The sequence below is a fragment of the Isoptericola sediminis genome (assembly GCF_013085345.1).
Taxonomy (GTDB): domain Bacteria; phylum Actinomycetota; class Actinomycetes; order Actinomycetales; family Cellulomonadaceae; genus Isoptericola; species Isoptericola sediminis.
In genome coordinates this window covers 94245-119758 of sequence record NZ_JABFAJ010000010.1, presented here as the reverse complement: position 1 = coordinate 119758, position 25514 = coordinate 94245, and the positions used below count along the sequence as shown (strand labels likewise).

Sequence of the window (25514 nt, the reverse complement as noted above, 5' to 3'; positions counted from 1 at the left end):
GCGATAGGCTCGTCGGGTGAGCAGCACCTCTCCCGAGCAGCCCGCCGACACCCCCGACGCCGTCGAGGAGACCCGGCCGGACCAGGGCGTGACGTCCGGCGGCGCCGTCGCCGACGACGACGCGGAGGACCACCTGCTCGTCGACCCGACCCGGGTCCGCCGGGCTCCGCGCTACCGCGCGTTCTTCACCGTCGGCGCGATCGTGGGTCTCGTGGTCGGCGTCGTCGCCGGCACCTGGCTCACGAGCGTCGCGGTCGACGAGGAGATCCTCCTGCTCAAGCCGGGCGTCTTCGTCTCCGTCTTCACGCTGGGCACGACGACCCTCTTCGTGCTCCTCGCGGGGGGTCTCGCGGTGCTCGCCGACCGGCGCAGCCTGCGACGTCGCTGACGGTCGGGCCGCGGCCGTCCCGGGGGACGACCGCGGCGACGATCCCCGGACACGTGTGTGGGATACTCGACACATGCCCTTGCGCCCCGACGGCCGCCTGAACCACGACCTCTTGCCCGGCGAGAAGGGCCCGCAGGACGCCTGCGGGGTCTTCGGTGTCTGGGCCCCCGGTGAAGAGGTCGCGAAGCTCACCTACTTCGGCCTGTACGCCCTGCAGCACCGGGGGCAGGAGTCCGCCGGGATCGCCACCAGCAACGGTGAGCAGATCCTGGTCTACAAGGACATGGGCCTGGTCTCCCAGGTCTTCGACGAGACCGCGCTCAACGCGCTGGCCGGGCACATCGCCGTCGGCCACTGCCGGTACTCGACCACGGGCGGCGTCACCTGGGAGAACGCGCAGCCGACCCTCGGCGCGACCGCGGCCGGGACCGTCGCCCTCGGGCACAACGGCAACCTGACCAACACCGCCGAGCTGGTCGACCTCGTGGCCGAGCGGTACGGCGCCCAGCGCCGGGGCGAGCTGGCCCGCGGCAACACGACCGACACCGCGCTCATCACGGCGCTCCTGGCCGGCGACGAGGACCACACCCTGGAGCAGACGGCGCTCGAGGTGCTGCCGCGGCTGCGGGGCGCCTTCTCGCTGGTGTTCATGGACGAGCACGCCCTCTACGCGGCCCGCGACCCGCAGGGCGTCCGGCCGCTCGTGCTGGGCCGCACGCAGCGGGGCTGGGTGGTCGCCTCCGAGACGCCCGCCCTGGACATCGTGGGCGCCTCCTTCGTGCGGGAGGTCGAGCCCGGCGAGCTGATCTGCATCGACGACGACGGTCTGCGCTCCACCCGGTTCGCCCCGGTCGAGCGCGCCGGCTGCGTGTTCGAGTACGTGTACCTGGCCCGCCCGGACAACACCATCCAGGGCCGACCGGTGCACGCCGCCCGGGTCGAGATGGGACGCGTCCTCGCGCGCGAGCACCCCGTGGACGCCGACCTGGTCATGCCCGTGCCGGAGTCGGGCACGCCGGCCGCGACGGGGTACGCGGCCGAGTCCGGGATCCCGTTCGGTCAGGGACTGACGAAGAACGCCTACGTCGGCCGGACCTTCATCCAGCCGTCGGACACCCTGCGCCAGCTCGGCATCCGCCTGAAGCTCAACCCGCTGCGCGAGGTCATCCGCGGCAAGCGCCTCGTCGTCGTCGACGACTCGATCGTGCGGGGGAACACCCAGCGCGCGCTGATCCGGATGCTCCGTGAGGCCGGCGCCGCCGAGGTGCACGTGCGCATCTCGTCCCCGCCGGTGAAGTGGCCGTGCTTCTACGGCATCGACTTCGCCTCCCGTGCCGAGCTCATCGCCAACGGCCTGACCCCGAGCGAGATCGGGCAGTCGCTCGGGGCGGACTCCCTGGGCTACATCTCGACCGAGGGCATGATCGCCGCGACGGAGCAGCCCGCCTCGAGGCTGTGCGCGGCGTGCTTCACCGGGGAGTACCCGATCGAGCTGCCCGAGGAGGACCGGCTCGGCAAGCACCTGCTCGAGCAGTCCGAGCTGCCGCTCGGCGCCCCGGAGGACGGGCTGTCCCAGCTCTCCGTCGGTGTGGGCGGCCAGTCGGCGCTCGAGCACCCGTGACCCCGGCGACCCCGCCACCGTCCGACCAGGAGTCTGAAGAACACGTGACCGAACGCCTCACCTATGCCGCCGCCGGTGTCGACACCGAAGCCGGTGACCGGGCCGTCGAGCTGATGAAGGACGCCGTCCGCCGCACCCAGGGGCCCGAGGTGCTCGGTGGTGTCGGGGGGTTCGCGGGTCTGTACGACGCATCGGCGCTGACGCGCTACCGCAAGCCGTTGCTGGCGACCTCGACGGACGGCGTCGGCACGAAGGTCGCCATCGCCCAGGCCCTGGACGTCCACGACACGATCGGCTTCGACCTCGTGGGCATGGTCGTCGACGACATCGTCGTGGTGGGTGCCGAGCCGCTGTTCATGACCGACTACATCGCGACCGGCAAGGTCGTCCCCGACCGGGTGGCCGACATCGTCCGCGGGATCGCCCGCGCCTGCGAGGTCGCCGGGACCGCCCTGGTCGGCGGGGAGACCGCGGAGCACCCCGGGCTGCTCGCCGCCGACGAGTACGACGTGGCGGGCGCGGCCACCGGTGTGGTCGAGGCCGACGACGTGCTCGGACCGGACCGGGTGCGGGCCGGGGACGTGCTGATCGGCATGGCATCCAGCGGTGTCCACTCCAACGGCTACTCGCTGGTGCGTGCCGTGATCAGGCATGCCGGCTGGGCGCTGGACCGGCACGTCGAGGAGTTCGGGCGGACGCTGGGCGAGGAGCTGCTCGAGCCGACGCGCGTCTACGCCGCCGACTGCCTGGCGCTCGCCCGCGACGAGGCCGCGCAGGTGCACGCGTTCACGCACGTCACCGGCGGCGGACTGGCGGCGAACCTGGCACGGGTGCTGCCGGTGGGCACGGTCGCCACGGTCGACCGGTCCAGCTGGGAGGTGCCCGCGGTCTTCCGCACGGTGCGCGACCTGGGCGACGTGCCGCGGGGCGACCTGGAGAACACGCTCAACCTCGGTGTCGGCATGGTGGCGGTCGTCGCGGCGGACGGCGCAGATGCCGCCCTCACGCTGCTGCAGGAGCGGGGGGTGCGCGCCTGGACCCTGGGCACGGTCGCGGCCCTCGACCCCGCGGACGCCGGCGACGACCTCGTCGCAGGAACGAAGGGTGTCCGGGCGGGCGCGGTGCGGCTCGTCGGCGACTACCGCTGAGCGGCGGTGCCGTCCGGCCCCAGGTGCACGAGAGGCCGGACGGTGCTCACCGTCCGGCCCTTCGGTGGTCGTCCGAGACGCTCCGGGTGCCGTCGAGCGTCAGTATCGTCGGTCGTCGTCCCAGTCCGCGTCGTTGTCGTAGGCGGAGTCCGCGGTGCTTCCCCACCGGTCGTCGGTGACGACGTCGGTCTGGGAGGCCTTCAGCTCCTGCTCCAGCGCGTGGTAGTTCGTCTCAGGGCTGTAGTACTTCAGCGCGCGAGCAACTTTGGTCTGCTTAGCCTTCTGACGGCCGCGGCCCATGGCTCCGACCCCCTCAACGTAGGAGCGGGGCGGCGACGTCCCAGACGCGCGGCCCCGAGAGAAGATTTCGTCTGTTCAGGTTCCAACGGTACATGGTGCTCAGGCATTCCCTCCACTCGATCGGGCATTCCGGCGGTGGCGTGTCCTGGGTGGACGCCGTACCGGGCCGCGTCGTGACATATGTCACGTACCGATCGGAGTGTGGCGAGGCGGTCGGCACGGGGGACGTCGCGGACAGCCCGGACCAGCGGTGCGAGGCGGGCTCGACGGTTCAAGTCGCCTCAATCCCACTTTCTGCCCACAATGGCAAGACACGGCCGTCGAGCTGTCCGGGCGCCGTCCGGACCGGTCGCATGCCAGGAGGTGCAGGGGATGTCGTTCCACGGTGACTCCGAGGTCCTGTTGACGCCCGCCGAGGTGGCCAGCCTGTTCCGTGTCGACCCGAAGACGGTCACGAGGTGGGCCAAGGCCGGCAAGCTCTCGTCGATCCGCACGCTGGGTGGCCATCGCCGCTACAAGGAGTCCGAGGTCCGGGCGCTGCTCGGTGCCGCGTCGGACGCCGCCGAGGCGGAGGCCGCGGCGAACGCGGGCGGTACGCCCGACAGCGCGGGCGACCAGAACAAGTAGGGCGCACCAGCCGCGGCGGGCGCCCGACGAGGGGCCCGGACGGTCGGCGCGCCGGCGTCGCTCAGCGTCGAGCGACCGCCCGGACGACGAGTGCGGTCAGGGCTGCCGCGCCGAGGGCCGCCGCGCCCAGGAGGATCTTGACGTTGCGCGACCGGGGTGCGTCGTCGGGCAGACCGGTCCCGTCGAACAGGCCCCGCGCGTCCGTCGCGGCCTGCCTCGTGCCGTGCGCCAGCCGTGACGCCTGGTGGGCGGGGGAGAGGCGCGTGGTCAGCGCGTCGAGGGCGTCACCCAGCTCGCGGCGGGCGTCGACGACGTCGGCCTGGAGCTCCTCACGGCTCCGTGCCGGCACGCCGTTCTGCATCGCCGGGTCGGTCGTGGACTGCTGGCTCACCGCTTCATCCCCTCCTTGACGGTGCTGACGTCCTCCTTGACCCGGTCGATCGTCTCGGGCCGGGTGCTCGCCTGCTTGAGCTGAGCGGCACCGATCCCCACGAGCAGTCCGGCGAACAGCACGAGCGCCACACCGACCACCAGGGCGGACAGCCACAGGGGCCAGGCCTCGGCGAGACCGAGGATCGCGGACCAGATCAGGACGCCGACCGCGTAGAGCACCACGACGAGCGCCACGGCGATCAGACCGGCGCCGATGCCGGACCGCTTCGCCTTCTCCGCCGCCTCCGCCTTCGCGAGCGCGATCTCGGCCCGCACCAGGCGGGTGGCCTGCTCCGAGATCTTCTCCACGAGCCGGCCCACGCTCGGGGGCCGCTCGGCGGGCGGAGTCCGCCCGTCGTCCCAGTCCGTCATCGACAGTTCCCCTCCTCGACGCGTTCGTGGGTACCACTCAACCCGTCCTGGCCGGTCCAGGCAATTCCAACAGCCCGGCGCGTCGTCGAGCCGGGCCTCCGGAGCGGACGACAAGACCCCCCGGACGCGATGTCCGAGGGGTCTTGTGCGAGGTGGCTCCGGCCGGCGTCGACCCGATGCGCCGTCCGGGGCCGACGGCGCGGTCATGACCGAGGGTCGCGTCGTCAGTCGGTGGCGCGACCGGCTGCGGTGGCGGCCTCGATCTCGACCAGTCGGCCGGTGCGGACGTCGTACACGAACCCGTGGACGGGGATCCGGCCCGGCACGAGCGGGCTGTTCCTGATGCGCACGACGTCGTCGACGACGGCCTGGGCACGGTCGGAGATCGTGAGCCAGTCGACGTCGGCGCCGGCGTTCGTGCCCGGGCCCTCCCCGACGTCGCGGAAGCCGTCGGGTCCGAGCTCAGCGGTCTCGAGGCTCTGCGCCAGCAGTCCGCTCATCACCTCGTCGGTGAAGAACTCCATGCCGCAGTCCGTGTGGTGGATCACGAAGAACTCGCGCGTGCCGAGCAGCTTGTACGAGATCACCAAGGAGCGGATGGCGTCGTCGGAAGCCCGCCCGCCGGCGTTGCGGATGACGTGGGCGTCGCCCTCGGCGAGGCCCGCGTACTTCGCCGGGTCGAGCCGGGCGTCCATGCAGGTGAGGATGGCGAAGCCGCGCGCGGGCGGCAGCGCCAGCTCGGACCGCGCCGAAGTCGGCGGCATAGGCCCGGTTCGCGTCCAGAATCTCGTCGAGCACGGACATGGCGTCCTCCGGTGCGGCGCGGGGTCGGGATCGGTGCGGCGCTCGTCCACAGGCTACGGGCGGTGGGGGCCGGTCGCCGCACGGGCGGTGTTCGACGGCGCCGACGAGGCCGGAAGCAGGCCGGACGTTCGGTCCAGGACGAGTGCTCGACGGCCGCAACACAAGACCCCCCGGACCTGAGGTCCGGGGGGTCTTGTCGGGGTGGCTCCGACCGGCGTCGATCCGGTGACCTTTCGATTTTCAGTCGAACGCTCTACCAACTGAGCTACAGAGCCAGGACACGAAAGCCCGGGCGCCGTTGCCGACGTTCCGGGCGCTCATGCGCGACCCTGACGGGACTTGAACCCGCGACCTCCGCCGTGACAGGGCGGCGCGCTAACCAACTGCGCTACAGGGCCATGATCGAGATGATCTCCCGATCGAGGTGCTCGTTTCGAGCCGAGAAGAAGCGTACCCCATGCTGGCCCGGATCTGAAAATCGGATCCTGACCAGGAGAAACACTCCTGATGCCGGTGCCGGACGTGGCACAGGCCACGCCGACAGCCGACCCGTGCGGACGCCGGGGCGCCTGCTGAGTACCCCCAACGGGATTCGAACCCGTGCTACCGCCGTGAAAGGGCGGGGTCCTAGGCCGCTAGACGATGGGGGCCGGCCGGGGACAGCATACCGGTCACCCGCCGACCGGGTCTCCTCCGCCCGTGAGGGAGGATGGACCGGTGGTGGAGATGTCGCGCGAGGAGTTCGAGGCCGCCGTCTCCGAGGGCCTCGACCAGGTCCCGGAACAGCTGACCCGTCTGATGGACAACGTCGTGGTGCTGGTCGAGGACGACGCCCCGGCGGACGACCCCGAGCTCCTCGGGCTGTACGAGGGGGTGCCGCTCACCGAACGGGACCAGGGCTGGGCCGCCGGCTCGCTGCCGGACCGCATCACGATCTACCGGCACCCGACCCTGGCGATCTGCTCCTCGCCGGACGAGGTCGCCGAGGAGGTCGCCGTCACCGTGGTGCACGAGATCGCCCACCACTTCGGGATCGACGACGACCGCCTGCACGAGCTCGGCTGGGGCTGACCGCGTCAGCCGATCGGCTTGTACTCCCAGTGCCAGGCCTCCGGCTTGCGCCCGTCGGCGCGGGCCCACGCGGGGTTGTCCCAGCCGAACTCCGGGGCGTGCTTGCGCATCCAGGTGTACTCGGCGGTGCCGAAGGACTCGACGCCGTCCCCGAGGTCGACGGCCACACCCCAGCCGTGGTTCGAGTAGCCCGGCACGGCCGCCATGTAGCCCTTGCTCGCGCGGGTGGCGACCTGCGAGGAGTACGACCGGTAGGAGTCGTTGACCGACAGGCTCCGGCCGAACTTGGCGCGGTAGGCGACGTTGAGCCGCTCGAGCTGCGCCGCGGCGTCGGCACGCAGGGTCTCGCCCTTGGCGAAGGAGAGGTTCTTCAGCTTGCCGCCGGGGATCTTGCCGTTGGCGAACCCGTCGAGGGAGTCCGCGTGCCGGGAGATCTTCTTCGCGGCCTTCTCGGCCTTGGTCGCCTGCTCCTTCGCGACCTCGCGCGGCGTCGGTGGGGCCGCCTCGACGTCGACCGCCGAGGTCTGCGCACGGTCCAGCAGCTTCGTGAGCTCCTGGGCCGTCGTCGTCAGCGACTTCTCGGTGGCCTTCGTCGTCGCCGAGCCCTGGTCGGCCGCCGACAACGGGGCGCGCTCGGCGGCACGGGAGGCGCCGGCCTCCGAGCGCGTCTCGAGCATCGCGGACAGCTTCTCCGCGCGGCGCTCGATCCGGCGCTCCTGCTTGCGCGGCAGGGACTCGGTCTGCTGGACGACGGTCTCGGCCCGGTGCAGGGCGGCCGTCGCGGTGAGGGTGGCGCTGTCGTCGGAGGTGACGACGGACGCGGTCGGGTCGTCCGACGGCGCGGGGCTCGCGGCGCCGCGCGTCTCGGCGAGGGTGCCCGTCTCGGCGTCGGCGATGCCGGGGGTGACGGCGGTCGCGACGGCGGCCGTCAGGGCCAGGCCGGCCATGGCACCGCCGACGGCGGTGCGGGGGCTGCGCGTCGCGCCGATCCGGTGCCGGGGCGCGACGCGGCTGCCGGTCCGGCGCCAGGGCAGGGTCAAGCGAGGTGCGATCACGGGGATGTCCTTGGAAGTACTCGGGGTCCGGGTTTCGGGCCGCAGACCATCGTGGTGCCTCGATGTGACAGCACTCTGCCGAGGAGGGGACGATCGGTCGAGAGTCTCGCGGGCGAAGTGCGCCGCGTCGGTGAAGAGGGGGCGAAAGCCGCATCCCGCACCCGATGGCGGTGGTGGTCCGCATCCTGAACGGAAGCGTCCCGGTCACGCGTCCCGGTTTCGCCCCGGGGCACCGCACCACGAACACTACGGGCATGACGCCCACACCCGTGACCGTGTCGATCCACCGTATCGTCAGCCCCGACCGAGTGCCCGAGGTGACCGCCTGGGTCCAGGCGGGTGTCCGGCTCGCCAACCGGTGGCCCGGGTTCCTGGGCTCCGGGTGGATCCGCGCCGCCGAGGGGTCGACGGACTGGATCATGCTCTACCGGTTCGCCGACGCCGAACGTCTCGAGGCCTGGGAGACCTCCGCCGATCGCCGGAGCTGGCTCGCCGAGGGCGAGGGGCTCGTCACCGAGCACGCCGTCACGAAGCGGACCGGCATCGAGGGATGGTTCGACCCGCCCCTGCGCCAGGACGAGCCGTCCGGCCCACCGCTGCTGCCGGCTCCGCCCCGGTGGAAGCAGTCGATCGCGATCTGGCTCGGGTTCTTCCCCGTCAACCTGACGTTCACCGCTCTGGTGGCCTGGCTGGTCCCCGCCTTCGACGGGTTGCCGCTGGTGCTCCAGGTCCTGATCACGACGCTGATCCTCACCCCGATCATGTCGTTCTGGGTGCTGCCCTGGGTGACCGGTCGGCTCCGCACCTGGCTGCACCGGCCGCCGCGCCGACGGTTCGCCCCGTCCACGTCCTGACCCGCCGGCGGCTGCGCACGATCCGCCGGGCGTCCTTAGGCTGATCCTCATGTTCCTGGACGGTGATGGCGGAGGAATCGACGAGGAGACGGTCGACCAGACGGTCGAGGCGACGGTCTCCCTGACCGTGACCCTGGCCTGGGCCGGGGCCGCGCTGGTGGTGGCGTACCTCCTGGTGACCGTGGTGTCGGCGCTGATCCGGCGCCTAGCCCGGCGTCGGCCGCTGCTGCGCGACATGGCGACCCGGCTCCGCAAGCCCTTGCGCGCGCTGCTCATGACCGTCGCCGTGTGGGTCGCGGTCACCGTGTCGGCGGACCGGGACCAGGCCTGGTACGGCGTGGTCCAGCACACGCTGGTCATCACCGCGATCCTGGCGGGGGCCTGGTTGGTCGGCGCCATGGCGTTCGTCGTGGAGGACCGCACCCTGGCCCGGCTCGCCGGCAGCCACGACGACCGGCACAAACGCCGTGTGGAGACCCAGATCTCCATCGTGCGGCGGTTCACCGTCGCGGTCGTCGTCGTGTTCGCGATCGCCGCCGTGCTGCTCACGTTCCCGCAGATGCGCACCGCGGGTGCCTCGATCCTGGCCTCGGCCGGTGTGCTCTCGCTGGTCGCCGGCCTCGCCGCGCAGTCGAGCCTGGCGAACACCTTCGCCGGCATGCAGATCGCGTTCACCGACGCGATCCGCGTGGACGACGTCGTGGTGCTCGAGGGCGAGTTCGGCCGGATCGAGGAGATCACCCTGACCTACGTCGTCGTCCACGTGTGGGACGACCGGCGCATCATCCTGCCCAGCACCTACTTCACGACGACGCCGTTCGAGAACTGGACGCGGCGGGCCGCCGACCTGCTCGGCACCGTGGAGTTCGACGTCGACTTCCGCGTCCCGCTGGCGGCGATGCGGGCCGAGCTGGAGCGGATCCTGCGCGCCTCGTCCCTGTGGGACGAGCGGCTCGGCATCCTCGAGGTGACCTCCGCCACGTCCGGGTACGTCCGCGTCCGTGCCCTGGTCAGCGCACAGGACTCGCCGACCCTGTGGGACCTGCGGTGCACCGTGCGCGAGGGCCTGGTGTCCTGGCTGCAGCGCGAGGCTCCGTACGCCATCCCGCGGACCCGCTTCGAGGAGGCCGACCACGTGCTGCCGGCCGTCGAGGACGCCGCAGCCCCGAGCGAGGACGCGGCGCAGCCGGAGCCCGACGACGCCGCGGCCCTCTCGCCCGGGGCCGAGCAGGACGAGGACGACGGCCTCATCGTCGTCCCGGGGCGCACGGCGACCTCCGGGCCCCGGCGGACCTCCGTCCGGGAGCGGGGTCTGCTCCGCCGGCTGCGCGACCGGCGCTGGGAGGAGCCCGCGCCGGCGCCAGACGCCGCGGCCGACGCGACGATGGTGCTCGACAGCGTCGACCGTCCGGGGCTGTACAGCGGCAGCGAGTCGGCCGAGGAGCGGTCGCGGACCTTCAACGGTCCGGGGCAGGACGTCATCGAGGAGCGCGAGGAGAACGCCGAGCGCCGGCTGACGGGGGAGATCGCGATCGAGGACGACAGCACCGGCACACCCGACGACCCGCGGGTCGCCGCGGACGGCACCTCCGACGACGGCACCGCCGCGGAGTCCGACGACCCCGCCGACGACGAGGCGCACCGCCGGATGCGTCGGTCCGGGCTGTCCCGGGACTCCGGGGAGGGCGGCCCGGTCGAGGGCGGTGACGGCGGCTAGCCGACGACCGAGCCCGCCCCGCGCCGCGCGCGCCCGCTGAGCCATCCGCGCAGCTCGCCGGGCCGGTCGGTCACCACGCCGTCGACGCCGGCGCCGAGCAGGAGCTCCCACTCCCGGGACGAGTTGGCGGTCCAGGGCATGACCCGGCGGCCCGCCGCCTGCGCGTGTCGGACGAGCGCCGGATCGGCCAGCACGGACGCCACGGCGGGGTTGACGGTCACGACGTCGAGGTCGGCGGCGGCGTCCAGGAGGTCGGCCGGCACCTCCTCGCAGAGCAGCCCCCGGGGCAGGTGTGGTGCGGCCTCCCGCAGCGCCGCCACCGTCCCGCGGTGGAACCCCTGGACGATGCAGCGCCCCGCCAGCCCGGCGGCATCGATCGCGGACGTCGTCGGGGCGACCTGCTCCGTCGTCCAGGCGCCCTTGTACTCGCACAGGAGGTCCATGCCGGGCCGGGCAGCCAGGAACGCCAGGACGTCCTGCAGGAGCGGGATGCGCTGCCCGGCGAACGCCGACGAGAACGGGCCCCCGGCGTCGAGGCCCTGCAGGGTGTGGACGTCGAGGTCGGCGACGGCGCCGGAACCGTCGGTCACCCGGTCGACGACCGGGTCGTGGATGACGACGGGGACGCCGTCGGCGCTGAGCCGCACGTCGAGCTCCAGGGCCGGGGCGCCGGCACGCCACGCCGCGTCGAAGGCGGCGAACGTGTTCTGCGGCGCCACGGCGGAGTAGCCGCGGTGGGCGACGACGACGGGACGGTCGGGGTCCGGGTGGTCGGGCAGCAGCGTGGTCACGACGACCATCCTGCGCCGTGCCGGCCCCGGCGTCACCCCGCGTGCGTCGCACCGGGCCGAGAGGCTCCGCCGCGCGAGCGCACGGGACGCTGTCTAGCGTGGTCAGCGTCCGTACCGCGCACCCGGCGGCGCCGCGGCTGCAGCACGACCCAGGGAGGGTTCCCATGTCCGCTCCAGGTCCCGTCACCCGTCCCGGCAGCGTCACGTTCGTCGTGGTGCTGACCTGGCTGGTCGCCATCGCCTCGGTCGTCGGCGGGGTGCTCATGCTGCTCGCCACCGACGAGGTGCTCGCCGATGCCGGCATCGGCGCGAGCGACGCCCCCGTCTACGCCTGGGTCGAGATCGCCCTCGGCCTCGTCGTCGCCCTGGTCGCGGTCGGCCTCGGCAACGGGAACCGCTTCTCCCGGTTCCTGGTCACTCTGCTCATGGCGCTGCGCGTGGTGCTCTCCCTCTGGGTCGTCATCGTCTGGGGGGAGTACGCCGGGTTCTGGTCCGCGCTCCTGTCCGGGCTGTTCGCCCTCCTGATCATCGTGATGCTCTGGAACGCCCGGGCGAACGCGTTCTTCCGCGCCACCTGAGCGTTCCAGAGCTCACGTCAGCCGACCTGGAGGACCCGCATCATCTCGTGGTCCTCGTGCGACAGGATGTGGCAGTGCCAGACGTACCGGCCGCTCTTGGAGAAGTCGGCCTTGATCCGCACCATCTGTCCGGTCGGCGGAGCACCGTCGGGATCGCCGGGCAGCGCGGTGACCATGTCCTTCGGGGCGTTCTCGAAGTACTCGCTCCCCACCGACGCCGGCGTGAGGTTGCGGATGTTCGAGATCTCGGCGGCTTCTCCCGTCGTGCCGTTGTGCTGGGTCGTCGTCTGCGTCCCGGTGATGTCGTACTCGAAGGCCTGCCGGTCGAGGATCTCGAAGTTGACCAGGTGCAGGTGGATCGGGTGCGCGTCCGCGGTGAAGTTGTAGACCTCCCAGATCTCGGTGTCGCCCGCCGTCGGGGTCTCCGTCGGGGGCTGGAACCAGGTGTACGCCGTGGCGACGTTCGTCCCGGTGATGTCGTTCGCCACGGTCCCCAGCAGCGGCTGGAGGCGGCCGAACTCGTCGGTCCCCTCGAACAGGGCGACCCGTCGAGTGGTGTTCTCGGGCCCGACGCCCCCGTACCCGGACAGGCTGTCCGGGTCGAAGATGTCCGGCACGTCCGACAGCGGGACGACGACGTCGAACGCCATGATCCGGTCGGTCTGCCGGTCCGGGAACAGGTCGTCCGGGTCGAGGTCACCTCCGAAGGCCCCACCGAAGGGGGCGTCCCCGCCGAGGTTCTTCAGGATCACCCGGCTGCCCGCCGGCACCTGGGAGAAGTCGACGACCACGTCGTAGCGCCCGCCCGGCTCGATGACGAGCGTGTCGGTCTGCGCGGGCGTGCCGAGCCCCTGGTCGGAGCCGATCACCCAGAACGGCACGGGCGTCCCCGAGCTGGGGTCGGTCGCCCCGGCGTTCACGGCGACGAACTGGGTGACGAGGAAGCGTGAGTCGCAGCCGTTGAGCAGGTGCATCCGGTAGTTCCGCGGCTCGACGTCCGCCTTGGGCCAGATCTTGCCGTTGACCACCATGTGGTCGCCGAAGAACTCGGCGAGCGCGGTGGGACCGCCGCCGGGGAAGAGGTCGGGCGGCAGGACGACGCCCTGGCCGGTGATGAAGTCGTCGTAGAACGGGTCACCGGGGAAGGCCGGGTAGAACAGCGCTCCGCGGTCGGTGAACATGCGGTCCTGGATCGCGTAGGCGAGCTCGTAGGGGAACGCCGGCAGGTCCAGCGGGTTGTCGGCCGTCCCGGTGTCGATCTCGTCCCGGACGAAGTAGAAGCCGGCCAGACCCGCGTACACGTTGAGCCGTGTGATGCCCAGCGTGTGGTCGTGGTACCAGAGGTTCCCGGCGGGGACGTCGTTGTTGTAGCGGAACGTGTTGGTGAACCCGCCGTCCACGAAGTCCCACTGTGGCCCGGTGACGAGGCTCTGGCGTCCGTAGAAGAACTCCGGGTTCCCGTCGTACTGGAAGTCCGTGTTGCCCCCGTGCAGGTGGGTGATCATCGGGACGCCGTTCTTCCTGATGCTGTACTGCCGGTAGTCCACGCCGTTCGCCGAGCCGGCACCGTGCAGCGAGTAGGCCCAGTGCAGGTTCTCGTCGACCGGCAGCAGGTGCCGGTTCGGGAGCTCGTTGTCCCAACGCACGGTCGTCTCGTCCGCTCCGCCGGCCGACGCGCTAGCGACCTGGAAGGTCTGTCCCGGCCACGAGACGGTGCTGTCGCCGTAGCCCCAGACCGGGGTCGTGAGGCGGCGGCCGTTCTTCGGTTCGATGAGCCCGGTCTGTTGCACGGTCTGCCGGGCCCGGAGTCTGAAGTCCGGACGCGTGGCCGGCCCGCCTCTCTCGTTGAGGTCCTTGAACAGAAAACTAGGGTCGAGCGCGTTGGGGGCCAGCTCGACGAACTTCGGTTGCAGCGCCGGGTCGCTCAGTCCGGCGGTGAGGGGTGCCGCGAACGCCGCGTACCTCGAGGGTGCGGCGGTCGGGAGCACCGGGACGCTGCTCAGCGCCACGGCGCCGGCGCCGGCACCGGCAATTCTCAGAAAGTCTCGCCTGCTCAGCTCCATGATCGTGCCTTCGGTGAGGTTCGAGGCGCGGAGCCGCGGGGCGTCGCGAACGTGAACGGAACCCTGGGCGACACGTCGTCGGTGTCGCGGAATACGCCCCCCTCCCCCTCGAAAGGTCGCGGCTCCTAGCAGAAATCGTTGATCCGTCCCCCCGCAGCGTCAAGGTGCCAAAGGTCCCGAACCCCGGTGGTCGGCCGAAATTCACCCGGTCCCGAGGACATCCGCGCTACCGACCGTCGTTCCTTCGCTCCTCGAGCGTCGCGCGTGCCCGGCGGTACTCCTCGTCCGTGATCTCCCCGCGGGCGAAGCGCATCTCCAGGACCTCGGTGGGCGTGGGTGATGCCGCGCCGCCGTCGCGTCGGCCGCTGCGGGTCAGGGCGACCACGCCCCAGACGATCAGTCCCAGGACCACGACCCAGACGACGACCCAGACGAGCATCATCCACCCGCCGCCCCAGCCCATGCCCCAGCCGTCACCCATGTGGCCCCATCCGTCCGTCCCGGACCCGCCGTCCGAGGCGACCAGGGTTCCCAGTGCGATGCCGATCACGATGCCTCCCTCCGCTGTCGGCCGGCCCCCGCTGGTACCGGCTCCTTCGAGGATGTCGCGGCAGACCGGCGGACCGATCTCCGGCCGGTGAAGAAACGATCAAGACGCCGGCCGCGGGTCGTGCGCGGGCAGCCGGACGACGAACCGTGCTCCGTCGGCAGGACCCTGCGGGCCGCTCGCCTCGAGCCGGCCACCGAGCTCGACGACGATGGCCCGGGCGATGGTGAGACCGAGACCGCTGCCCGAGCCGTCGGCGGTTCGCGACGGATCCCCGCGGTGGAACCGGTCGAAGATCGCCTCGCGCTGATCGGCGGGGACGCCCGGCCCGGTGTCCGTCACGGTCACCGTGACCTGATCGTCGCCCCGGGCCACGCCCACGTCGACCCGGCCGCCGGGCGGCGTGTGGCGCACGGCGTTGTCCAGCAGGTTCCCCAGCACCTGCCCGATCCGGTCACGGTCGGCGAGCACCTCGGCCGTGGCTACCGGCGGGGGAACCAGCTTCACGGTGATGCCGGCGGCCGTCGCGCGAGGCTCCGCGAGGGCCACCGCGGAGGCGGCGGACCCGACCATGTCCAACGGCTCGCGGCGCAGGTCGAGCGCGTGCTCCTGGGCTGCGGCGACCTCGCGCACGTCGCTGCTGAGACGGCGCAGCCGGTCGACCTGCTGCTGGGCGGTCTCCCACGACTCGTCGGTCAGCGGGACGACGCCGTCCTGCATCCCCTGCAGATAGGCCTGCAGCGTGGCCAACGGCGTCCGCAGCTCGTGGGCGAGGTCGGCGAGCAGGCGGGCGCGGCCGCTGTCGACGTCGGCCAGCCGCCGCGCCATGTGCTCGAAGGAGTCCGAGAGCTGCCGCATCTCGGAGCTGAACGCCGCGACGGGGACCGGGGCCTCGCCGCGTCCCGTCGCGATGGTGTCCGCCGAGACGGCGAGCTGCTCGATCGGGCGCACCAGACGTCGCACCAGCACCCACGAGACCAGTCCGGCGGCCGCGAGCGCCATGAGGGCTCCGACCGGCAGGGCGATGCCGAGGGCGTCCGTGAACGCGGACCGGACGTGGTCGAGCGTCTCCTCGTCCGGGGCTCCGGCCCGGGCGAGATGGTCGGAGAACAGCCCCGGGGCGACGAGGAAGGCGGTGCCCAGCAGCGTGACCGCCCCGGCGGTGATCACCAGGAACTGCGCCAGCATCAGACGCGCGGCCAGGCCGTCCCGGACCCGGCGTCGCGGCCCGCGCGCGCGAGCGGTGCTCACCGCGGGACCGCCCCGTAGCCGACGCCGCGCACGGTGCGGATGTAGCGTGGCACGGCGGGATCGTCACCGAGCTTCCGGCGCAGGTGCCCGACGTGGACGTCGACGACGTGCTCGTCGCCGAACCAGCCCGGCCCCCACACCGCCTCCATCAGCTGCTCGCGGCTGAACGCCGTGCGTGGTCGTGCCGCCATGGTGGCCAGCAGGTCGAACTCGGTGCGGGTCAGGTCGACCTCCCGGCCGTCGACGACGACCTGCCTCGACTCGGGGTCGACCGTCACGTCCCCCAGGGCGAGGACGCGGGTCGCGGTCGCCCCGTCGGGCGTCGCGGAGCGTGGTCGGCGCAGCATCGCCTGCACCCGCGCGACCAGCTCGCGCGGCGAGAACGGCTTGACCACGTAGTCGTCGGCGCCGACCGACAGGCCGACGACCTTGTCCGTCTCCTCGTCACGGGCCGTGAGCATCACGACGTACGCGTCGCTGAAGGTGCGCACCCGGCGGCAGACCTCGACGCCGTCGAACCCCGGCAGCATGACGTCCAGCATGATCAGGTCCGGTGCGTGGGTGCGGGCCGCCTCGACCGCGGCCGGACCGTCGTGGGTGACGAGGACGTCGAACTGCTCCCGGCGCAGGTAGCCGGCGATCACCTCGGCCAGCGCGCGCTCGTCCTCGACGACCAGTGCCCGGACCCGGTCCGCCATCGCCACCCTCCTTCGTCGTCCCCCTCGATGCTAGGACCCGACGGCGTCCCGGGCGGCGTCCGGACGGCCTCGGCAGGCCGCCTTGATGGAACCTTCATCGAACGCGCGGCGTTCTCTCCTGCTGACAGGGCCACGATCGTCGTGTGCCGCGCACCGCGACCGTCGGATCCGGGGGTCGCGGCCGGCGTCACCGTCCGCACGCGTCCAGCCACCGATCCGAGGAGCTCCCCCCCATGAACCGCCCCGCCGTCCTCGCCCTCGCCGCCCTGCTCTCCCTGGTCCTGTCCTCGTGCGGCGCCGCCGAGCAGGAGGGGGGAGATGCCGAGGCAGGTGGGACGCCGACACCGACGCTCTCGTCCTCCCCGTCACCGTCCTCCCCGGCACCCGAGGAGAACGGTCCGCGCGTGCGGACCGTGGCGCTCGACGAGGCGATCAGCCACGTCCACGGCCTGGTCGTGGAGGACGAGGGGGTCGTGCGCGCCGGGACCCACGAGGGCGTGCGCGTCATCGACGACCGGGGGAGCGTGACCGCCGTCGGCCCGCAGGACGACCTCATGGGCATGACCGGGCTGCCCGGCACCCGACGCCTGGTGTCCTCCGGCCACCCCGGCCCGGGCAGCCCGCTGCCCAACCCGCTCGGGCTCCTGCGCAGCGACGACGGGGGCGAGACCTGGGACCCGGTGTCCCTGACCGGCGAGATCGACTTCCACGCCCTGGCCGTCACCGACGACTACCTCGTCGGTTTCGACGGCGTCACCGGGCTGATCGTCTCGACCGACGGCGGGTCGACCTGGGACCAGGGGCCGCGGATGGCGGCCGCGTCGCTCGCCGCGGTCGGCGACGAGGTGTGGGCCGCCACCCCGGACGGTCTGATGCACAGCACGGACCGGGCCGCTTCCTTCGCCCCGGTGGACGGGGCGCCGCTGCTGCGGCAGGTGTCCGCCGGGGTCGACGGCTCGCTGTGGGGTGTGGACGTCGACGGCACGGCCTGGGTCAGCGCCGACGGCCGGCAGTGGACCGAGCACGAGGAGATCGCGTCGGCGCAGGCGATCGCCGCGCTCGACCGCTCCACCGCCTACGCGGTCGACGAGTCGACGCTCTTCGTGCTGACGGACTGACCGGCCGGTCGGACAGGATGCCCGGGGGTGCTGCGTCGGTGGGCCCCCAGGGGATCGAACCCTGAACCCACGGATTAAAAGTCCGTTGCTCTGCCGATTGAGCTAGAGGCCCGCCGCCGACCGTCCGGCCGGAGGCTGTGGCCAGCCTACTGGCGCCGCGCGCCGGCGGGCGCTGCGCCGCCGCGTGCTGCGAGGAGTCTCACAATGCGGCCGGGAGGGCAACATAAGCCCCGCCGGCAGGTCTGTCACCTGCAGTCTCACAGGCCGGGACGTTCTCCGGCGATCGCGGCGAACCGTTGCGTTCGCCGCGTGGTCCTGATTCGGTGGACGAGTCGCGTACCCGACGAGAGGAGCTCCCATGCTCACCGTGACGGACAACGCCCGCACCGCCGTCGACTCGCTGGCCGAGCAGGCCGGCGTCCCGGCCGAGGGCGGTCTGCGTATCGCGCAGTCCGCCGAGCAGCCGGGCAACTTCGAGCTCGCGCTCGTCCCCGCGCCCCAGCCCGAGGACCAGGTGGTCGACGAGTCCGGCGAGACCAACGTCTTCGTCGACTCCGGCTCGGCGCCGGCCCTCGACGCGCTGCAGCTCGACGCCGAGCCCTCCCCCGAGGGACCGGGATTCGTGCTCACGCCGCAGGCCTGAGCTCCCCAGCTCCGCGACGGCGGGTCGTCCTCCTGAGGGAGGGCGGCCCGCCGTCTTTCGTCTCGCGTGGCGCCGAGCGGACATGTGCGCCATGGTGAACGGCACGCCGCGACCGTCGCGGCCACCAGGAGGTGTCCACGTGTCATCCACGTCCCAGAGCGCCCAGGGCGCTGCCCGGCAAGCCCGCAACCACCCGGCCGTCCGGACCCTCGCCCGGGCCGGCTACGCAGCGTCGGGTCTGCTGCACCTGATCATCGGCTGGCTGGCGGTGCAGCTCGCCTTCGGGTCCTCCTCCGGGCAGGCCGACTCGTCCGGTGCGATGCAGCAGGTCAGCCAGGCGCCGGGCGGCGAGATCCTGCTCTGGGCGGCGACCGTCGGCTTCGCTGCGCTCGGGCTCTGGGAACTCACCGAGGCGATCATCGGTGTCCCCGGCGTGTCGGACAAGAAGGAGGCCGGCGCCCGCGTCAAGGCGGCGGGCAAGGGCATCCTCTACGCCGTGCTCGCCTTCACGGCGGGTCAGTACGCCACCGGCAGCGGGTCGGGCGGCGGTGGCAACAAGGAGGAGAGCCTCACCGCCTCCGTGATGGGGGCTCCCGGCGGCGTGCTGCTGGTGGGCGCCGTCGGTCTCACCGTCATCGGTGTCGGGATCTACCACATCTACAAGGGCGCGACCAAGAAGTTCCTCGAGGACCTGCGGGGCACCGGTGGTGGCACCGTGGGCAACGCGGTCGTCCGCCTCGGCCAGGTGGGCTACATCGCCAAGGGCATCGCGCTCGGCGTCCTGGGCGGTCTGTTCGTCGCCGCAGCCGTCACGCACGACGCCGACCAGGCCGGTGGCATGGAGGAGGCGCTGACCACGGTCCGTGAGCAGCCGTTCGGTGTCGCGCTGCTCGTCGTCCTGGGTGTCGGGATCGCCGCGTACGGCGTCTACTCCTTCGCCCGGGCCCGCTACGCCAAGCTCTGAGGAGACGGCTCAGGCGGTCGTGACCGGTCCGACGATCCACGACCCGCCGAGCACCAGTGCACCGACCGTCACCAGGAAGAAGATCAGGACCCAGACGATCCCCGGCACGCCGGTGAGCCGTCCGAGCTGATCCGCGTCCGAGGTGCGGGCGCGGCCCCTGGCCCGCTGCGACTGCAGCTCGGCCACGGGCCGCACCGCACCGAGGAGCAGGAACCAGGTCACGGCGTACGCGACGGCGGACTGCACGGTCGGGTCGAGCCACCAGGACACCCCGACCAGCAGCGCGCCGCTGACGAGCACGGACCACAGGCCGAACCAGTTGCGGATCTTCAGCAGCAGCAGGGCCAGCAGCACGACGAGCAGCCAGAGCAGCCCGACGGCGTACCCGGCGCGCAGCAACCAGGCCGCGCCGAGGCCGACGAGCCCGGGGCCGACGTATCCCGCGAACGCGGTGAGGATCATGCCCAGGCCCCGGGGGCGGCCCGCCGTGACCGTGAGCCCCGAGGTATCCGAGTGCAGGCGGATGCCGTCCAGGCGCCGCCCCGTGAGCATCGCCACGACCGCGTGCGCCCCCTCGTGCGCGATGGTGATGACGTGCCGTGCGACACGCCACACCGGGGACACGGCGACGACAGCCAGCGCCACCAGGCCCGCAGCGATCACCACCGTGCGGTCGGGCGGGTCCACGGCGGTGGTCGCGGCGGTCCAGATCTGCGCGAGCACGTCGCCGGCGGTCGTGAGGAAGTCGTCCACGGCCGCCATTCCACCACGTCGGGCCCGGGGCACGGCGGGTCCGAGCGACGGGCCGTGTGACAATGGGACCTGAGGGCGGCTGCGACACCCGCGCGCCCGGCGTCGTGGAGATCCCCCCGGATTGCGTGCGGCGGACCCCGACCGTGGACGTCGTCGACGTCCGGAGAGGCTTTTCTGTTGACTTCTTTCGCCGCATTCGGCCTGCCCGCCCCCGTCGTGGAGCACCTGACCCGGACGGGCATCACCACCCCCTTCCCCATCCAGTCGGCGTCGTTGCCCGACACGCTCGGGGGATCCGACGTCCTCGGCCGCGGCCGGACCGGGTCGGGCAAGACGCTCGCGTTCTCGTTGCCCGTCGTGACCCGGCTGGCGCAGCGCGCCGCGCGGGAACGTGCGGCCGGCCGCCCGCGCCGGGTGCCGAACAGGCCCACCGCGCTGGTGCTGTGCCCGACGCGTGAGCTGGCGAACCAGATCGACGCGACGATGAAGCCGCTGGCCGAGGCGCTCGGCCTGCGCACGACGACGATCTTCGGCGGCGTCGCGCAGTCCCGCCAGGTCACGGCCCTCGGTCAGGGCGTCGACGTCGTCATCGCGTGCCCGGGGCGTCTCGAGGACCTGCTCAACCAGAAGGTGCTGACGCTCGAGGACGTGGCGATCACGGTGCTGGACGAGGCAGACCACATGGCCGACCTCGGGTTCCTGCCCGGCGTGAAGCGGATCATGGACCGCACGCCGCGCACCGGCCAGCGCCTGCTCTTCTCGGCCACGCTGGACAACGGCGTCGACGTCCTGGTCAAGCGCTACCTCAAGAACCCGGTGACCCACTCGGTCGACGAGGCCGCGGCCGCGCCGCCGAAGATGACGCACCACATCCTCGCGGTGGCGGACAAGGAGTCGAAGAAGCAGGTCGTCCACGAGCTCGCCCGCGGGACGGGCCGGCGGGTGCTGTTCACGCGGACGAAGCACCAGGCGAAGAAGCTCGCCCGGCAGCTCACCGCCGCCGGGGTGCCGGCCGTGGACCTGCACGGCAACCTCGGGCAGGGTGCGCGCGAACGCAACCTGGCCGCGTTCTCGACCGGTGACGTCAAGGTCATGGTCGCGACGGACATCGCCGCGCGCGGCATCCACGTCGACGAGATCGAGCTCGTCGTGCACGTCGACCCGCCGGCCGAGCACAAGGCCTACCTGCACCGGTCCGGGCGCACGGCGCGCGCCGGCTCGGGCGGCGACGTCGTCACCGTGATGCTCCCCGAGGAGCGCGGCGACGTGCGCGACCTGACCCGCAAGGCGCGGATCACCGCCCGCCCGCAGCCCGCCGCGCCCGGTGACGCCACGCTGACCGCGCTGGTCGGAGAGGTCGCCCCCTACGTGGCCCCGTCCGAGACGCCGCCGCCGCAGCAGGCGGGCCGCGCGTCCGGGAAGAAGCCGTCGGGGCAGGCCGCGACGGCCGGCGCCGGTGGCACGGGCGACGGTCGTCGCCGTCGTCGCCGGGGCCGTGGTGGCCAGGGTGGTCAGGGCGCGACCGCGCAGCCGCGTCAGGGTCAGCAGGGTCGGCAGCGGCCGTCGCGGTCCGGCGGCTCGCGGCAGCGCTGAGCCGGGGAACACCGCTCGGACGTGCGGTGTTGGCGCCGACATGACCTACGACGTTTCCAAGACTGACGACCAGTGGCGCATCGAGCTGTCCCCGCAGGAGTTCTCGGTGCTGCGCCAGGCCGGGACGGAGCGGCCGTGGACGGGTGAGCTGCTCGACGAGCAGCGCGAGGGCGTGTACCGCTGTCGCGGCTGCGGCGGCGAGCTGTTCCGCAGCGAGACGAAGTTCGAATCCCACTGCGGGTGGCCGTCCTTCTACACCCCGTTGGCGGAGGACCGCGTCGAGCTGATCGAGGACCGGTCGCTGGGGATGGTACGCATCGAGGTGCGCTGCGCGCGGTGCGGGTCCCACCTGGGCCACGTGTTCGACGACGCACCCCAGACGCCGACCGGTGACCGCTACTGCATGAACTCGGTCAGCATGACGTTCGAGCCCGTCGAGGGCTGAGCGACCGTCGGGGGCCGCCCGTCCGGGGCGGCCCCGCGGTCAGCCCGCCGTCGCGACCGACGGCGTGCCCGACGTGGCGGGCGACTCCTCACCCTGACGGGTCCCCAGCCAGCGGACGACGTCCGCCGAGTAGCGGCGCAGCAGCGTGGCGAGCTCGGCGATGTCCTCCTCGGACCACGACGCCAGGGCACCCTCGAGCATGCCGATCCGCGCGTCGCGGGCGTGCTCGAACCGCGCGACGCCGTCGTCGGTGAGCGTGATGCACTGCCCGCGCGTGTCCTCGGGGTCGGTCTCGCGGTGCACCAGTCCGAGGTCCGCCATCCGGCTGAGCTGCCGGGAGACGGTGGCGCGGCCGACGCCGAAGTGTGCCGCCAGGTCGGACCCGCGACTGTTCGGGTACTGGGCGATGTGGGCGAGCAGCGGGTAGGCCGACGCGTCGAGCTCCGGGTGGATGAGCCGGGCCATCTGGGCGGCCGTCGACTGGGCCCGCCGGATCAGCACGCGGACCTCGCGTTCCAGGGCACCCAGGGGGTCCGTCGTCGGGTCCGGCGGGGTCGTGGGCGCAGCGCTGTCGTGCATGTGCCCCATCATGGCGGTCCCTCGACGCTCTCGGGACGTTCCGGAGGTCACGATTTGAACTCCGGCCCCCTGGAGCGGGTGAATTTGCCCCTGCCGGGCCGGGTGGCGGTCACTCCCGGGGGTCGACGGCGCGCGTGGTCCGATCCTCCGCGGCGGGGACGGGAGCGGGGTCCGTCGCCGCCTCCTGCTCCGCGACGAGGTCGCGGGTCTGCTCGATGCCGGACCGCTCGCCGAGGGGGATCTCGACGATGAAGCAGATCGCCACGAGCGCCACGACGGCCATCGGCACGGCGACGAGGAAGATCCCGGTGATCCCCTCGGTGTAGGCGGAGGACACGACGTCGGCGACCGGCGCCGGCAGCGTGGACATGTCGGGCACGGAGCCGCTGGACCCGCCGAGCGTCCCGGCGGGGACCCCGAGCCCGGCCAGGCCGCGCGTGATCTCGTCACGGACGTCGGCCGCCGGGACGGCGCCGAGGGCCGAGACGCCGATCGCGCCGCCTAGCGAGCGGAAGAACGCCACGGTGGCGGTGCCCGCGCCCATGTCGCGCAGGCCGAGCGTGTTCTGGGTGGCGAGCACGAGGTTCTGCATGAGCGCCCCCACGGACAGCCCGAGCCCGAACAGGAACACGGAGACCACGACCAGGCTGGTGCCGGTCCCGATCGTCGACATCCCGAACAGGGAGGCCGTCAGCACGACGGCCCCGCCGATCATGATCGCCTTGTACCGGCCCGTGCGGGAGATGATCCGGCCGAGCACGATCCCGCCCACCATGGTGCCGACCACCATGGGGATCGTCTGCAGACCCGACTGGGTGGGTGTCATGCCCCGGGCCAGCTGCAGGTACTGGGCGAGGAACACCGCGGTGCCGAACATCGCCACGCCCACCGCCGCCGAGGCGACGACGGACAGCACGAACGTCCGGTTGCGGAACAGGTGCAGGGGGATGATCGGCTCGGGTGCGCGGCGCTCGACGAGGGCCGCGGCGAGGAGAGCGACGACGGCGCCGCCCACCATGGCGGCCGTCTGCCAGGACGCCCAGTCGAACTGGTCGCCGGCGAAGGTGACCCACAGCAGCAGGAGGGCGACCCCGAGCGCGATGAGCGCGGCGCCGGCGGCGTCGATGCGCACGGTGCGCGGCGGCCTGGCGGGCAGGTGCAGGGTCTTGCGGAGCACGACCAGGGCCACCACGGCGAACGGCACCCCGACGAAGAACGTCCAGCGCCAGCCGATCGAGTCGGTGATGACGCCGCCGAGCAGCGGGCCGCCGATCTGCGCCACGGCCATGACACCACCCATGAGGCCCATGTACTTGCCGCGCTCGCGGGGGCTGATGATGTCGGACATCAGCACCGTCGCCAGGGACATCAGCCCGCCGGCGCCGACGCCCTGCAGGGCGCGGGACGTGATGAGCATCTCCATGTTCTGGGCGAACCCGGCCGACGCGGCGGAGACCACGGTGACGACCAGCGCCACCTGGATGAGCGTCTTGCGGTTCGTCAGGTCGGCGAGCTTGCCCCACAGGGGGGTGGAGATCGTCATCGTCAGCAGCATGGCCGTGACGACCCAGGTGTAGGCGTGCTGGGAGCCCTCGAGGTCGGCGACGATGCGCGGCAGCGCGGTCGAGACGATGGTGGTGGCGAGCAGGGAGACGAAGACGCCGAGCAGGATGCCCGAGAGGGCCTCCAGCGTCTCGCGGCGGGTCATCGCCGGGGCGCGGCCGGTCGCGGGCGTGTCGGTCGGGGTGGATCGGGTGGACGTGTCGGTCATCGGGGAGGGGCCTCCTGGCTGACGGAGCTGATGGCGTCCGCGACGTCGCGGATGTGGTCGATGGCGTCGGCGAGGTCCTCGGCCGACCAGTCGGCGAAGGCCTCGGCGACGAAGGCGTCGAACCGGTCGTCGCTCTGGGCGGCGAGCCGGTGGCCGGCGTCCGTGAGCTCGAGGGTGCGGGCGCGCCGGTCGGTCTCGTCGACGGTGCGTCGCACGTAGCCGCCCTCGACGAGCGCGCCGACCTGCCGGCTGGCGACCGAGGCGTCCACGCGCAGGGTGTCGGCGACCTCGCAGAGCTGGACGGGGCCGCGGACGCGCAGCAGCCGCACGACGCCGAGCGCGGCGCGGGGGCGCCCGAGGTCGCCGGCGATGCGGGCCGCGGCCTCGCGCTGGGCCCGGCTGAGCCGCTCGAGGGCCGTGACGAGAGCGGTGGTGGCGTCGTCGGACATCGCGCACCCCCTTTCGTTGCTTCGAGAAACAATAAGTCAAGTGCTTGCAGCATGCAAATATTCCGGTCGCCGACTGCGAGACTGGTGGGGTGACCGACCGCCCCCGCTTCCGCCGCCCCGCGATGCTCGACCCGGTCGAGGCCGAGAGCCTGCCGGGAGAGCTCGATCCCGCACGCCGTGACGAGGTGGCCCATACGACCGCCCGCGCCGTGGTCCACACCGCGCGCGCCGCCGAGGACCCGGAGGTGGTCGCACGCCTCGTCCGGCTCGTGGAGGAGGAGGGCCTCGACGTCGTGGCCGAGCTGTGGTCCGACGCCGCCCCCGCGTCCCTGCCCGGTGCGCTCTGGCGGCTGTACGCGCTGCGCGAGTGGGTGCGCCGGGACCCCCGGACCATCGGCCTGCGCTACCGCCTCGGGGTCGACGTCGCGCCCGTCCACGAGGTCGTCGCGGGGGTACCGCGGCCGCCCACCCCGAGCGACCTGCGCGAGCTGGCCGACCGCGTCCTCTCGGGCGTCTACGGCGGCGACCTCGCCGTCGCGCTCGAACGGGCCGCCGCCTTCTGCCGGATCCTGGCCACCGGCGCGGCCTACGACGCGGACGCCCGCGAGACGGCCGACCCGGACGCCGCCGCCCGCATGACCCGCGGGGCGAGCGACCTGACGCGCACGGCGGAGGAGCTGGAGCACGCCGCGGCGCTGTGGCGTGCGGGATCGCTCGACTGAGGCGAGAGGTTTCGACGTGCGCGGGTCGCGCCCTTACGATGGTGGGGCGGCGCCGGGCCGCGGTAGCCCCGGGCTCCATCTTCAGCCGCTTCGAGCGGCCACGCGCCGAGAGGCGCTCCCGGTCCGGCGTCGCACTTCTTCTCCTCCCACCGTCACGGAG

At 72.7% G+C, this 25514-nt stretch carries 28 protein-coding genes and 4 tRNA genes; 14 read left to right on the top strand and 18 right to left on the bottom strand.

The window, feature by feature from the left end; all coding sequences use genetic code 11:
- The first annotated feature begins 16 nt into the window (after window positions 1-16).
- The 3 genes from HLI28_RS05790 to purM all read left to right on the top strand — a co-directional run bounded on the left by HLI28_RS05790 (window position 17) and on the right by purM (window position 3157).
- Window positions 17-388 carry a hypothetical protein gene (locus tag HLI28_RS05790; protein WP_171246546.1) on the top strand — a complete coding sequence of 124 codons (372 nt, stop codon included), beginning with the start codon at window positions 17-19 and terminating at the stop codon, window positions 386-388.
- A gap of 73 nt (window positions 389-461) precedes the next feature.
- Window positions 462-2009, top strand: coding sequence for an amidophosphoribosyltransferase (gene purF, locus HLI28_RS05785; RefSeq protein WP_171246545.1), 1548 nt, complete (start codon window positions 462-464; stop codon window positions 2007-2009).
- Window positions 2006-3157: a phosphoribosylformylglycinamidine cyclo-ligase gene (gene purM / locus HLI28_RS05780; RefSeq protein ID WP_425483382.1), complete on the top strand. Its 1152-nt coding sequence runs from the start codon at window positions 2006-2008 to the stop codon at window positions 3155-3157. The genes purF and purM overlap by 4 nt, the downstream gene beginning before the upstream one ends.
- Before the next feature lie 99 nt (window positions 3158-3256).
- On the opposite strand, the gene HLI28_RS05775 is transcribed toward purM, so the two are convergent.
- The gene (locus HLI28_RS05775; protein WP_171246543.1) at window positions 3257-3457 is read right to left on the bottom strand and encodes a DUF3073 domain-containing protein; all 201 of its coding nucleotides are present in this window, start codon (window positions 3455-3457) and stop codon (window positions 3257-3259) included.
- A gap of 372 nt (window positions 3458-3829) precedes the next feature.
- Here HLI28_RS05775 and HLI28_RS05770 point away from each other — a divergent pair, with 372 nt between their 5' ends.
- A complete protein-coding gene (locus tag HLI28_RS05770; protein WP_171246542.1) occupies window positions 3830-4084 on the top strand; it encodes a BldC family transcriptional regulator in 255 nt (84 codons plus the stop codon).
- A gap of 61 nt (window positions 4085-4145) precedes the next feature.
- Here HLI28_RS05770 and HLI28_RS05765 read toward each other — a convergent pair whose 3' ends face one another.
- The 6 genes from HLI28_RS05765 to HLI28_RS05740 form a co-directional block, all read right to left on the bottom strand.
- Window positions 4146-4475 (bottom strand): DUF3618 domain-containing protein, encoded by a 330-nt coding sequence (locus tag HLI28_RS05765; RefSeq protein WP_304602703.1) that lies wholly within the window; start codon window positions 4473-4475, stop codon window positions 4146-4148.
- Window positions 4472-4888, bottom strand: a complete 417-nt coding sequence (locus HLI28_RS05760) for a phage holin family protein (RefSeq protein WP_171246541.1) — start codon at window positions 4886-4888, stop codon at window positions 4472-4474. The genes HLI28_RS05765 and HLI28_RS05760 overlap by 4 nt, the downstream gene beginning before the upstream one ends.
- Window positions 4889-5112: 224 nt before the next feature.
- Window positions 5113-5652 carry a beta-class carbonic anhydrase gene (locus HLI28_RS05755; RefSeq protein ID WP_246246435.1) on the bottom strand — a complete coding sequence of 180 codons (540 nt, stop codon included), beginning with the start codon at window positions 5650-5652 and terminating at the stop codon, window positions 5113-5115.
- A gap of 242 nt (window positions 5653-5894) precedes the next feature.
- A tRNA-Phe gene (locus HLI28_RS05750) sits at window positions 5895-5967 on the bottom strand.
- A 49-nt stretch (window positions 5968-6016) separates the two neighbouring features.
- A tRNA-Asp gene (locus HLI28_RS05745) sits at window positions 6017-6090 on the bottom strand.
- Window positions 6091-6269: 179 nt separating this feature from the next.
- Window positions 6270-6342: transfer RNA gene (locus HLI28_RS05740), tRNA-Glu, on the bottom strand.
- A 76-nt stretch (window positions 6343-6418) separates the two neighbouring features.
- Here HLI28_RS05740 and HLI28_RS05735 point away from each other — a divergent pair.
- Entirely contained in the window at window positions 6419-6763 is a 345-nt protein-coding gene (locus HLI28_RS05735; protein ID WP_171246569.1) for a metallopeptidase family protein, read from the top strand.
- Between the two features lie 5 nt (window positions 6764-6768).
- Here the strand turns inward: HLI28_RS05735 and HLI28_RS15915 are convergent, their stop codons facing one another.
- Window positions 6769-7818, bottom strand: a complete 1050-nt coding sequence (locus HLI28_RS15915; RefSeq protein ID WP_171246540.1) for a D-alanyl-D-alanine carboxypeptidase family protein — start codon at window positions 7816-7818, stop codon at window positions 6769-6771.
- Window positions 7819-8072: 254 nt separating this feature from the next.
- Between HLI28_RS15915 and HLI28_RS05725 the strand changes: the two genes are divergently transcribed.
- Window positions 8073-8672: an antibiotic biosynthesis monooxygenase gene (locus HLI28_RS05725; protein ID WP_171246539.1), complete on the top strand. Its 600-nt coding sequence runs from the start codon at window positions 8073-8075 to the stop codon at window positions 8670-8672.
- A gap of 49 nt (window positions 8673-8721) precedes the next feature.
- Window positions 8722-10389 carry a mechanosensitive ion channel family protein gene (locus tag HLI28_RS05720; RefSeq protein WP_216077408.1) on the top strand — a complete coding sequence of 556 codons (1668 nt, stop codon included), beginning with the start codon at window positions 8722-8724 and terminating at the stop codon, window positions 10387-10389.
- Here HLI28_RS05720 and HLI28_RS05715 read toward each other — a convergent pair.
- On the bottom strand, window positions 10386-11189 hold the full coding sequence (locus HLI28_RS05715; protein WP_171246538.1) for a glycerophosphodiester phosphodiesterase: 804 nt from the start codon (window positions 11187-11189) through the stop codon (window positions 10386-10388). The two genes, HLI28_RS05720 and HLI28_RS05715, sit on opposite strands and share 4 nt — an antisense overlap.
- A 155-nt stretch (window positions 11190-11344) precedes the next feature.
- Here HLI28_RS05715 and HLI28_RS05710 point away from each other — a divergent pair, with 155 nt between their 5' ends.
- Window positions 11345-11758: a hypothetical protein gene (locus HLI28_RS05710; protein WP_171246537.1), complete on the top strand. Its 414-nt coding sequence runs from the start codon at window positions 11345-11347 to the stop codon at window positions 11756-11758.
- A 17-nt stretch (window positions 11759-11775) separates the two neighbouring features.
- Here HLI28_RS05710 and HLI28_RS05705 read toward each other — a convergent pair whose 3' ends face one another.
- The 4 genes from HLI28_RS05705 to HLI28_RS05690 form a co-directional block, all read right to left on the bottom strand.
- Window positions 11776-13821, bottom strand: coding sequence for a multicopper oxidase family protein (locus HLI28_RS05705; RefSeq protein ID WP_171246536.1), 2046 nt, complete (start codon window positions 13819-13821; stop codon window positions 11776-11778).
- Between the two features lie 226 nt (window positions 13822-14047).
- Entirely contained in the window at window positions 14048-14371 is a 324-nt protein-coding gene (locus HLI28_RS15750) for an SHOCT domain-containing protein (RefSeq protein WP_343035684.1), read from the bottom strand.
- Between the two features lie 99 nt (window positions 14372-14470).
- A complete protein-coding gene (locus tag HLI28_RS05695; protein ID WP_171246535.1) occupies window positions 14471-15619 on the bottom strand; it encodes an ATP-binding protein in 1149 nt (382 codons plus the stop codon).
- On the bottom strand, window positions 15616-16317 hold the full coding sequence (locus tag HLI28_RS05690) for a response regulator transcription factor (RefSeq protein ID WP_171246534.1): 702 nt from the start codon (window positions 16315-16317) through the stop codon (window positions 15616-15618). The genes HLI28_RS05695 and HLI28_RS05690 overlap by 4 nt, the downstream gene beginning before the upstream one ends.
- A gap of 233 nt (window positions 16318-16550) precedes the next feature.
- Here HLI28_RS05690 and HLI28_RS05685 point away from each other — a divergent pair, with 233 nt between their 5' ends.
- Window positions 16551-17435, top strand: coding sequence for a F510_1955 family glycosylhydrolase (locus HLI28_RS05685; protein WP_216077407.1), 885 nt, complete (start codon window positions 16551-16553; stop codon window positions 17433-17435).
- A 39-nt stretch (window positions 17436-17474) separates the two neighbouring features.
- Here the strand turns inward: HLI28_RS05685 and HLI28_RS05680 are convergent.
- A tRNA-Lys gene (locus HLI28_RS05680) sits at window positions 17475-17547 on the bottom strand.
- A 246-nt stretch (window positions 17548-17793) separates the two neighbouring features.
- Here HLI28_RS05680 and HLI28_RS05675 point away from each other — a divergent pair.
- Both HLI28_RS05675 and HLI28_RS05670 read left to right on the top strand, forming a co-directional pair.
- Window positions 17794-18078: a Fe-S cluster assembly protein HesB gene (locus HLI28_RS05675; RefSeq protein ID WP_171246533.1), complete on the top strand. Its 285-nt coding sequence runs from the start codon at window positions 17794-17796 to the stop codon at window positions 18076-18078.
- A 139-nt stretch (window positions 18079-18217) separates the two neighbouring features.
- Window positions 18218-19042, top strand: a complete 825-nt coding sequence (locus tag HLI28_RS05670) for a DUF1206 domain-containing protein (RefSeq protein ID WP_343035683.1) — start codon at window positions 18218-18220, stop codon at window positions 19040-19042.
- A 9-nt stretch (window positions 19043-19051) separates the two neighbouring features.
- Here HLI28_RS05670 and HLI28_RS05665 read toward each other — a convergent pair whose 3' ends face one another.
- Window positions 19052-19804, bottom strand: a complete 753-nt coding sequence (locus tag HLI28_RS05665; protein WP_171246532.1) for a M50 family metallopeptidase — start codon at window positions 19802-19804, stop codon at window positions 19052-19054.
- 168 nt (window positions 19805-19972) lie between these two features.
- Here HLI28_RS05665 and HLI28_RS05660 point away from each other — a divergent pair, with 168 nt between their 5' ends.
- Together HLI28_RS05660 and msrB are read left to right on the top strand one after the other, a co-directional pair.
- Complete coding sequence (locus tag HLI28_RS05660; RefSeq protein WP_171246531.1) at window positions 19973-21388, top strand: DEAD/DEAH box helicase; 1416 nt, start codon at window positions 19973-19975, stop codon at window positions 21386-21388.
- A 40-nt stretch (window positions 21389-21428) separates the two neighbouring features.
- Window positions 21429-21833, top strand: a complete 405-nt coding sequence (gene msrB, locus HLI28_RS05655) for a peptide-methionine (R)-S-oxide reductase MsrB (RefSeq protein WP_171246530.1) — start codon at window positions 21429-21431, stop codon at window positions 21831-21833.
- A gap of 39 nt (window positions 21834-21872) precedes the next feature.
- Here msrB and HLI28_RS05650 read toward each other — a convergent pair whose 3' ends face one another.
- From HLI28_RS05650 to HLI28_RS05640, 3 genes are all read right to left on the bottom strand, one after another.
- Window positions 21873-22412, bottom strand: a complete 540-nt coding sequence (locus HLI28_RS05650; protein WP_171246529.1) for a MarR family winged helix-turn-helix transcriptional regulator — start codon at window positions 22410-22412, stop codon at window positions 21873-21875.
- Between the two features lie 109 nt (window positions 22413-22521).
- Window positions 22522-24183, bottom strand: coding sequence for an MDR family MFS transporter (locus tag HLI28_RS05645; RefSeq protein ID WP_171246528.1), 1662 nt, complete (start codon window positions 24181-24183; stop codon window positions 22522-22524).
- A complete protein-coding gene (locus HLI28_RS05640) occupies window positions 24180-24632 on the bottom strand; it encodes a MarR family winged helix-turn-helix transcriptional regulator (RefSeq protein ID WP_171246527.1) in 453 nt (150 codons plus the stop codon). Before HLI28_RS05640 ends, HLI28_RS05645 begins: the two co-directional genes overlap by 4 nt.
- A gap of 122 nt (window positions 24633-24754) precedes the next feature.
- On the opposite strand from HLI28_RS05640, the gene HLI28_RS05635 reads away from it, so the two are divergent.
- Entirely contained in the window at window positions 24755-25354 is a 600-nt protein-coding gene (locus tag HLI28_RS05635) for a hypothetical protein (protein ID WP_171246565.1), read from the top strand.
- The last annotated feature ends 160 nt before the right edge of the window (window positions 25355-25514 follow it).

What these genes read in the sequence shown, in the direction of transcription:
- HLI28_RS05645 (WP_171246528.1), bottom strand. Translation starts at nt 24,183, where the DNA reads ATGACCGACACGTCCACCCGATCCACCCCGACCGACACGCCCGCGACC.
- HLI28_RS05755 (WP_246246435.1), bottom strand. Translation starts at nt 5,652, where the DNA reads ATGCCGCCGACTTCGGCGCGGTCCGAGCTGGCGCTGCCGCCCGCGCGC.
- HLI28_RS05690 (WP_171246534.1), bottom strand. Translation starts at nt 16,317, where the DNA reads ATGGCGGACCGGGTCCGGGCACTGGTCGTCGAGGACGAGCGCGCGCTG.
- HLI28_RS05760 (WP_171246541.1), bottom strand. Translation starts at nt 4,888, where the DNA reads ATGACGGACTGGGACGACGGGCGGACTCCGCCCGCCGAGCGGCCCCCG.
- purF (WP_171246545.1), top strand. Translation starts at nt 462, where the DNA reads ATGCCCTTGCGCCCCGACGGCCGCCTGAACCACGACCTCTTGCCCGGC.
- HLI28_RS05715 (WP_171246538.1), bottom strand. Translation starts at nt 11,189, where the DNA reads ATGGTCGTCGTGACCACGCTGCTGCCCGACCACCCGGACCCCGACCGT.
- HLI28_RS05705 (WP_171246536.1), bottom strand. Translation starts at nt 13,821, where the DNA reads ATGGAGCTGAGCAGGCGAGACTTTCTGAGAATTGCCGGTGCCGGCGCC.
- HLI28_RS05770 (WP_171246542.1), top strand. Translation starts at nt 3,830, where the DNA reads ATGTCGTTCCACGGTGACTCCGAGGTCCTGTTGACGCCCGCCGAGGTG.
- HLI28_RS05775 (WP_171246543.1), bottom strand. Translation starts at nt 3,457, where the DNA reads ATGGGCCGCGGCCGTCAGAAGGCTAAGCAGACCAAAGTTGCTCGCGCG.
- HLI28_RS05735 (WP_171246569.1), top strand. Translation starts at nt 6,419, where the DNA reads ATGTCGCGCGAGGAGTTCGAGGCCGCCGTCTCCGAGGGCCTCGACCAG.
- HLI28_RS05675 (WP_171246533.1), top strand. Translation starts at nt 17,794, where the DNA reads ATGCTCACCGTGACGGACAACGCCCGCACCGCCGTCGACTCGCTGGCC.
- HLI28_RS05635 (WP_171246565.1), top strand. Translation starts at nt 24,755, where the DNA reads ATGCTCGACCCGGTCGAGGCCGAGAGCCTGCCGGGAGAGCTCGATCCC.
- HLI28_RS05685 (WP_216077407.1), top strand. Translation starts at nt 16,551, where the DNA reads ATGAACCGCCCCGCCGTCCTCGCCCTCGCCGCCCTGCTCTCCCTGGTC.
- HLI28_RS05710 (WP_171246537.1), top strand. Translation starts at nt 11,345, where the DNA reads ATGTCCGCTCCAGGTCCCGTCACCCGTCCCGGCAGCGTCACGTTCGTC.
- HLI28_RS05720 (WP_216077408.1), top strand. Translation starts at nt 8,722, where the DNA reads ATGTTCCTGGACGGTGATGGCGGAGGAATCGACGAGGAGACGGTCGAC.
- HLI28_RS05640 (WP_171246527.1), bottom strand. Translation starts at nt 24,632, where the DNA reads ATGTCCGACGACGCCACCACCGCTCTCGTCACGGCCCTCGAGCGGCTC.
- HLI28_RS05665 (WP_171246532.1), bottom strand. Translation starts at nt 19,804, where the DNA reads ATGGCGGCCGTGGACGACTTCCTCACGACCGCCGGCGACGTGCTCGCG.
- HLI28_RS05650 (WP_171246529.1), bottom strand. Translation starts at nt 22,412, where the DNA reads ATGCACGACAGCGCTGCGCCCACGACCCCGCCGGACCCGACGACGGAC.
- HLI28_RS05725 (WP_171246539.1), top strand. Translation starts at nt 8,073, where the DNA reads ATGACGCCCACACCCGTGACCGTGTCGATCCACCGTATCGTCAGCCCC.
- msrB (WP_171246530.1), top strand. Translation starts at nt 21,429, where the DNA reads ATGACCTACGACGTTTCCAAGACTGACGACCAGTGGCGCATCGAGCTG.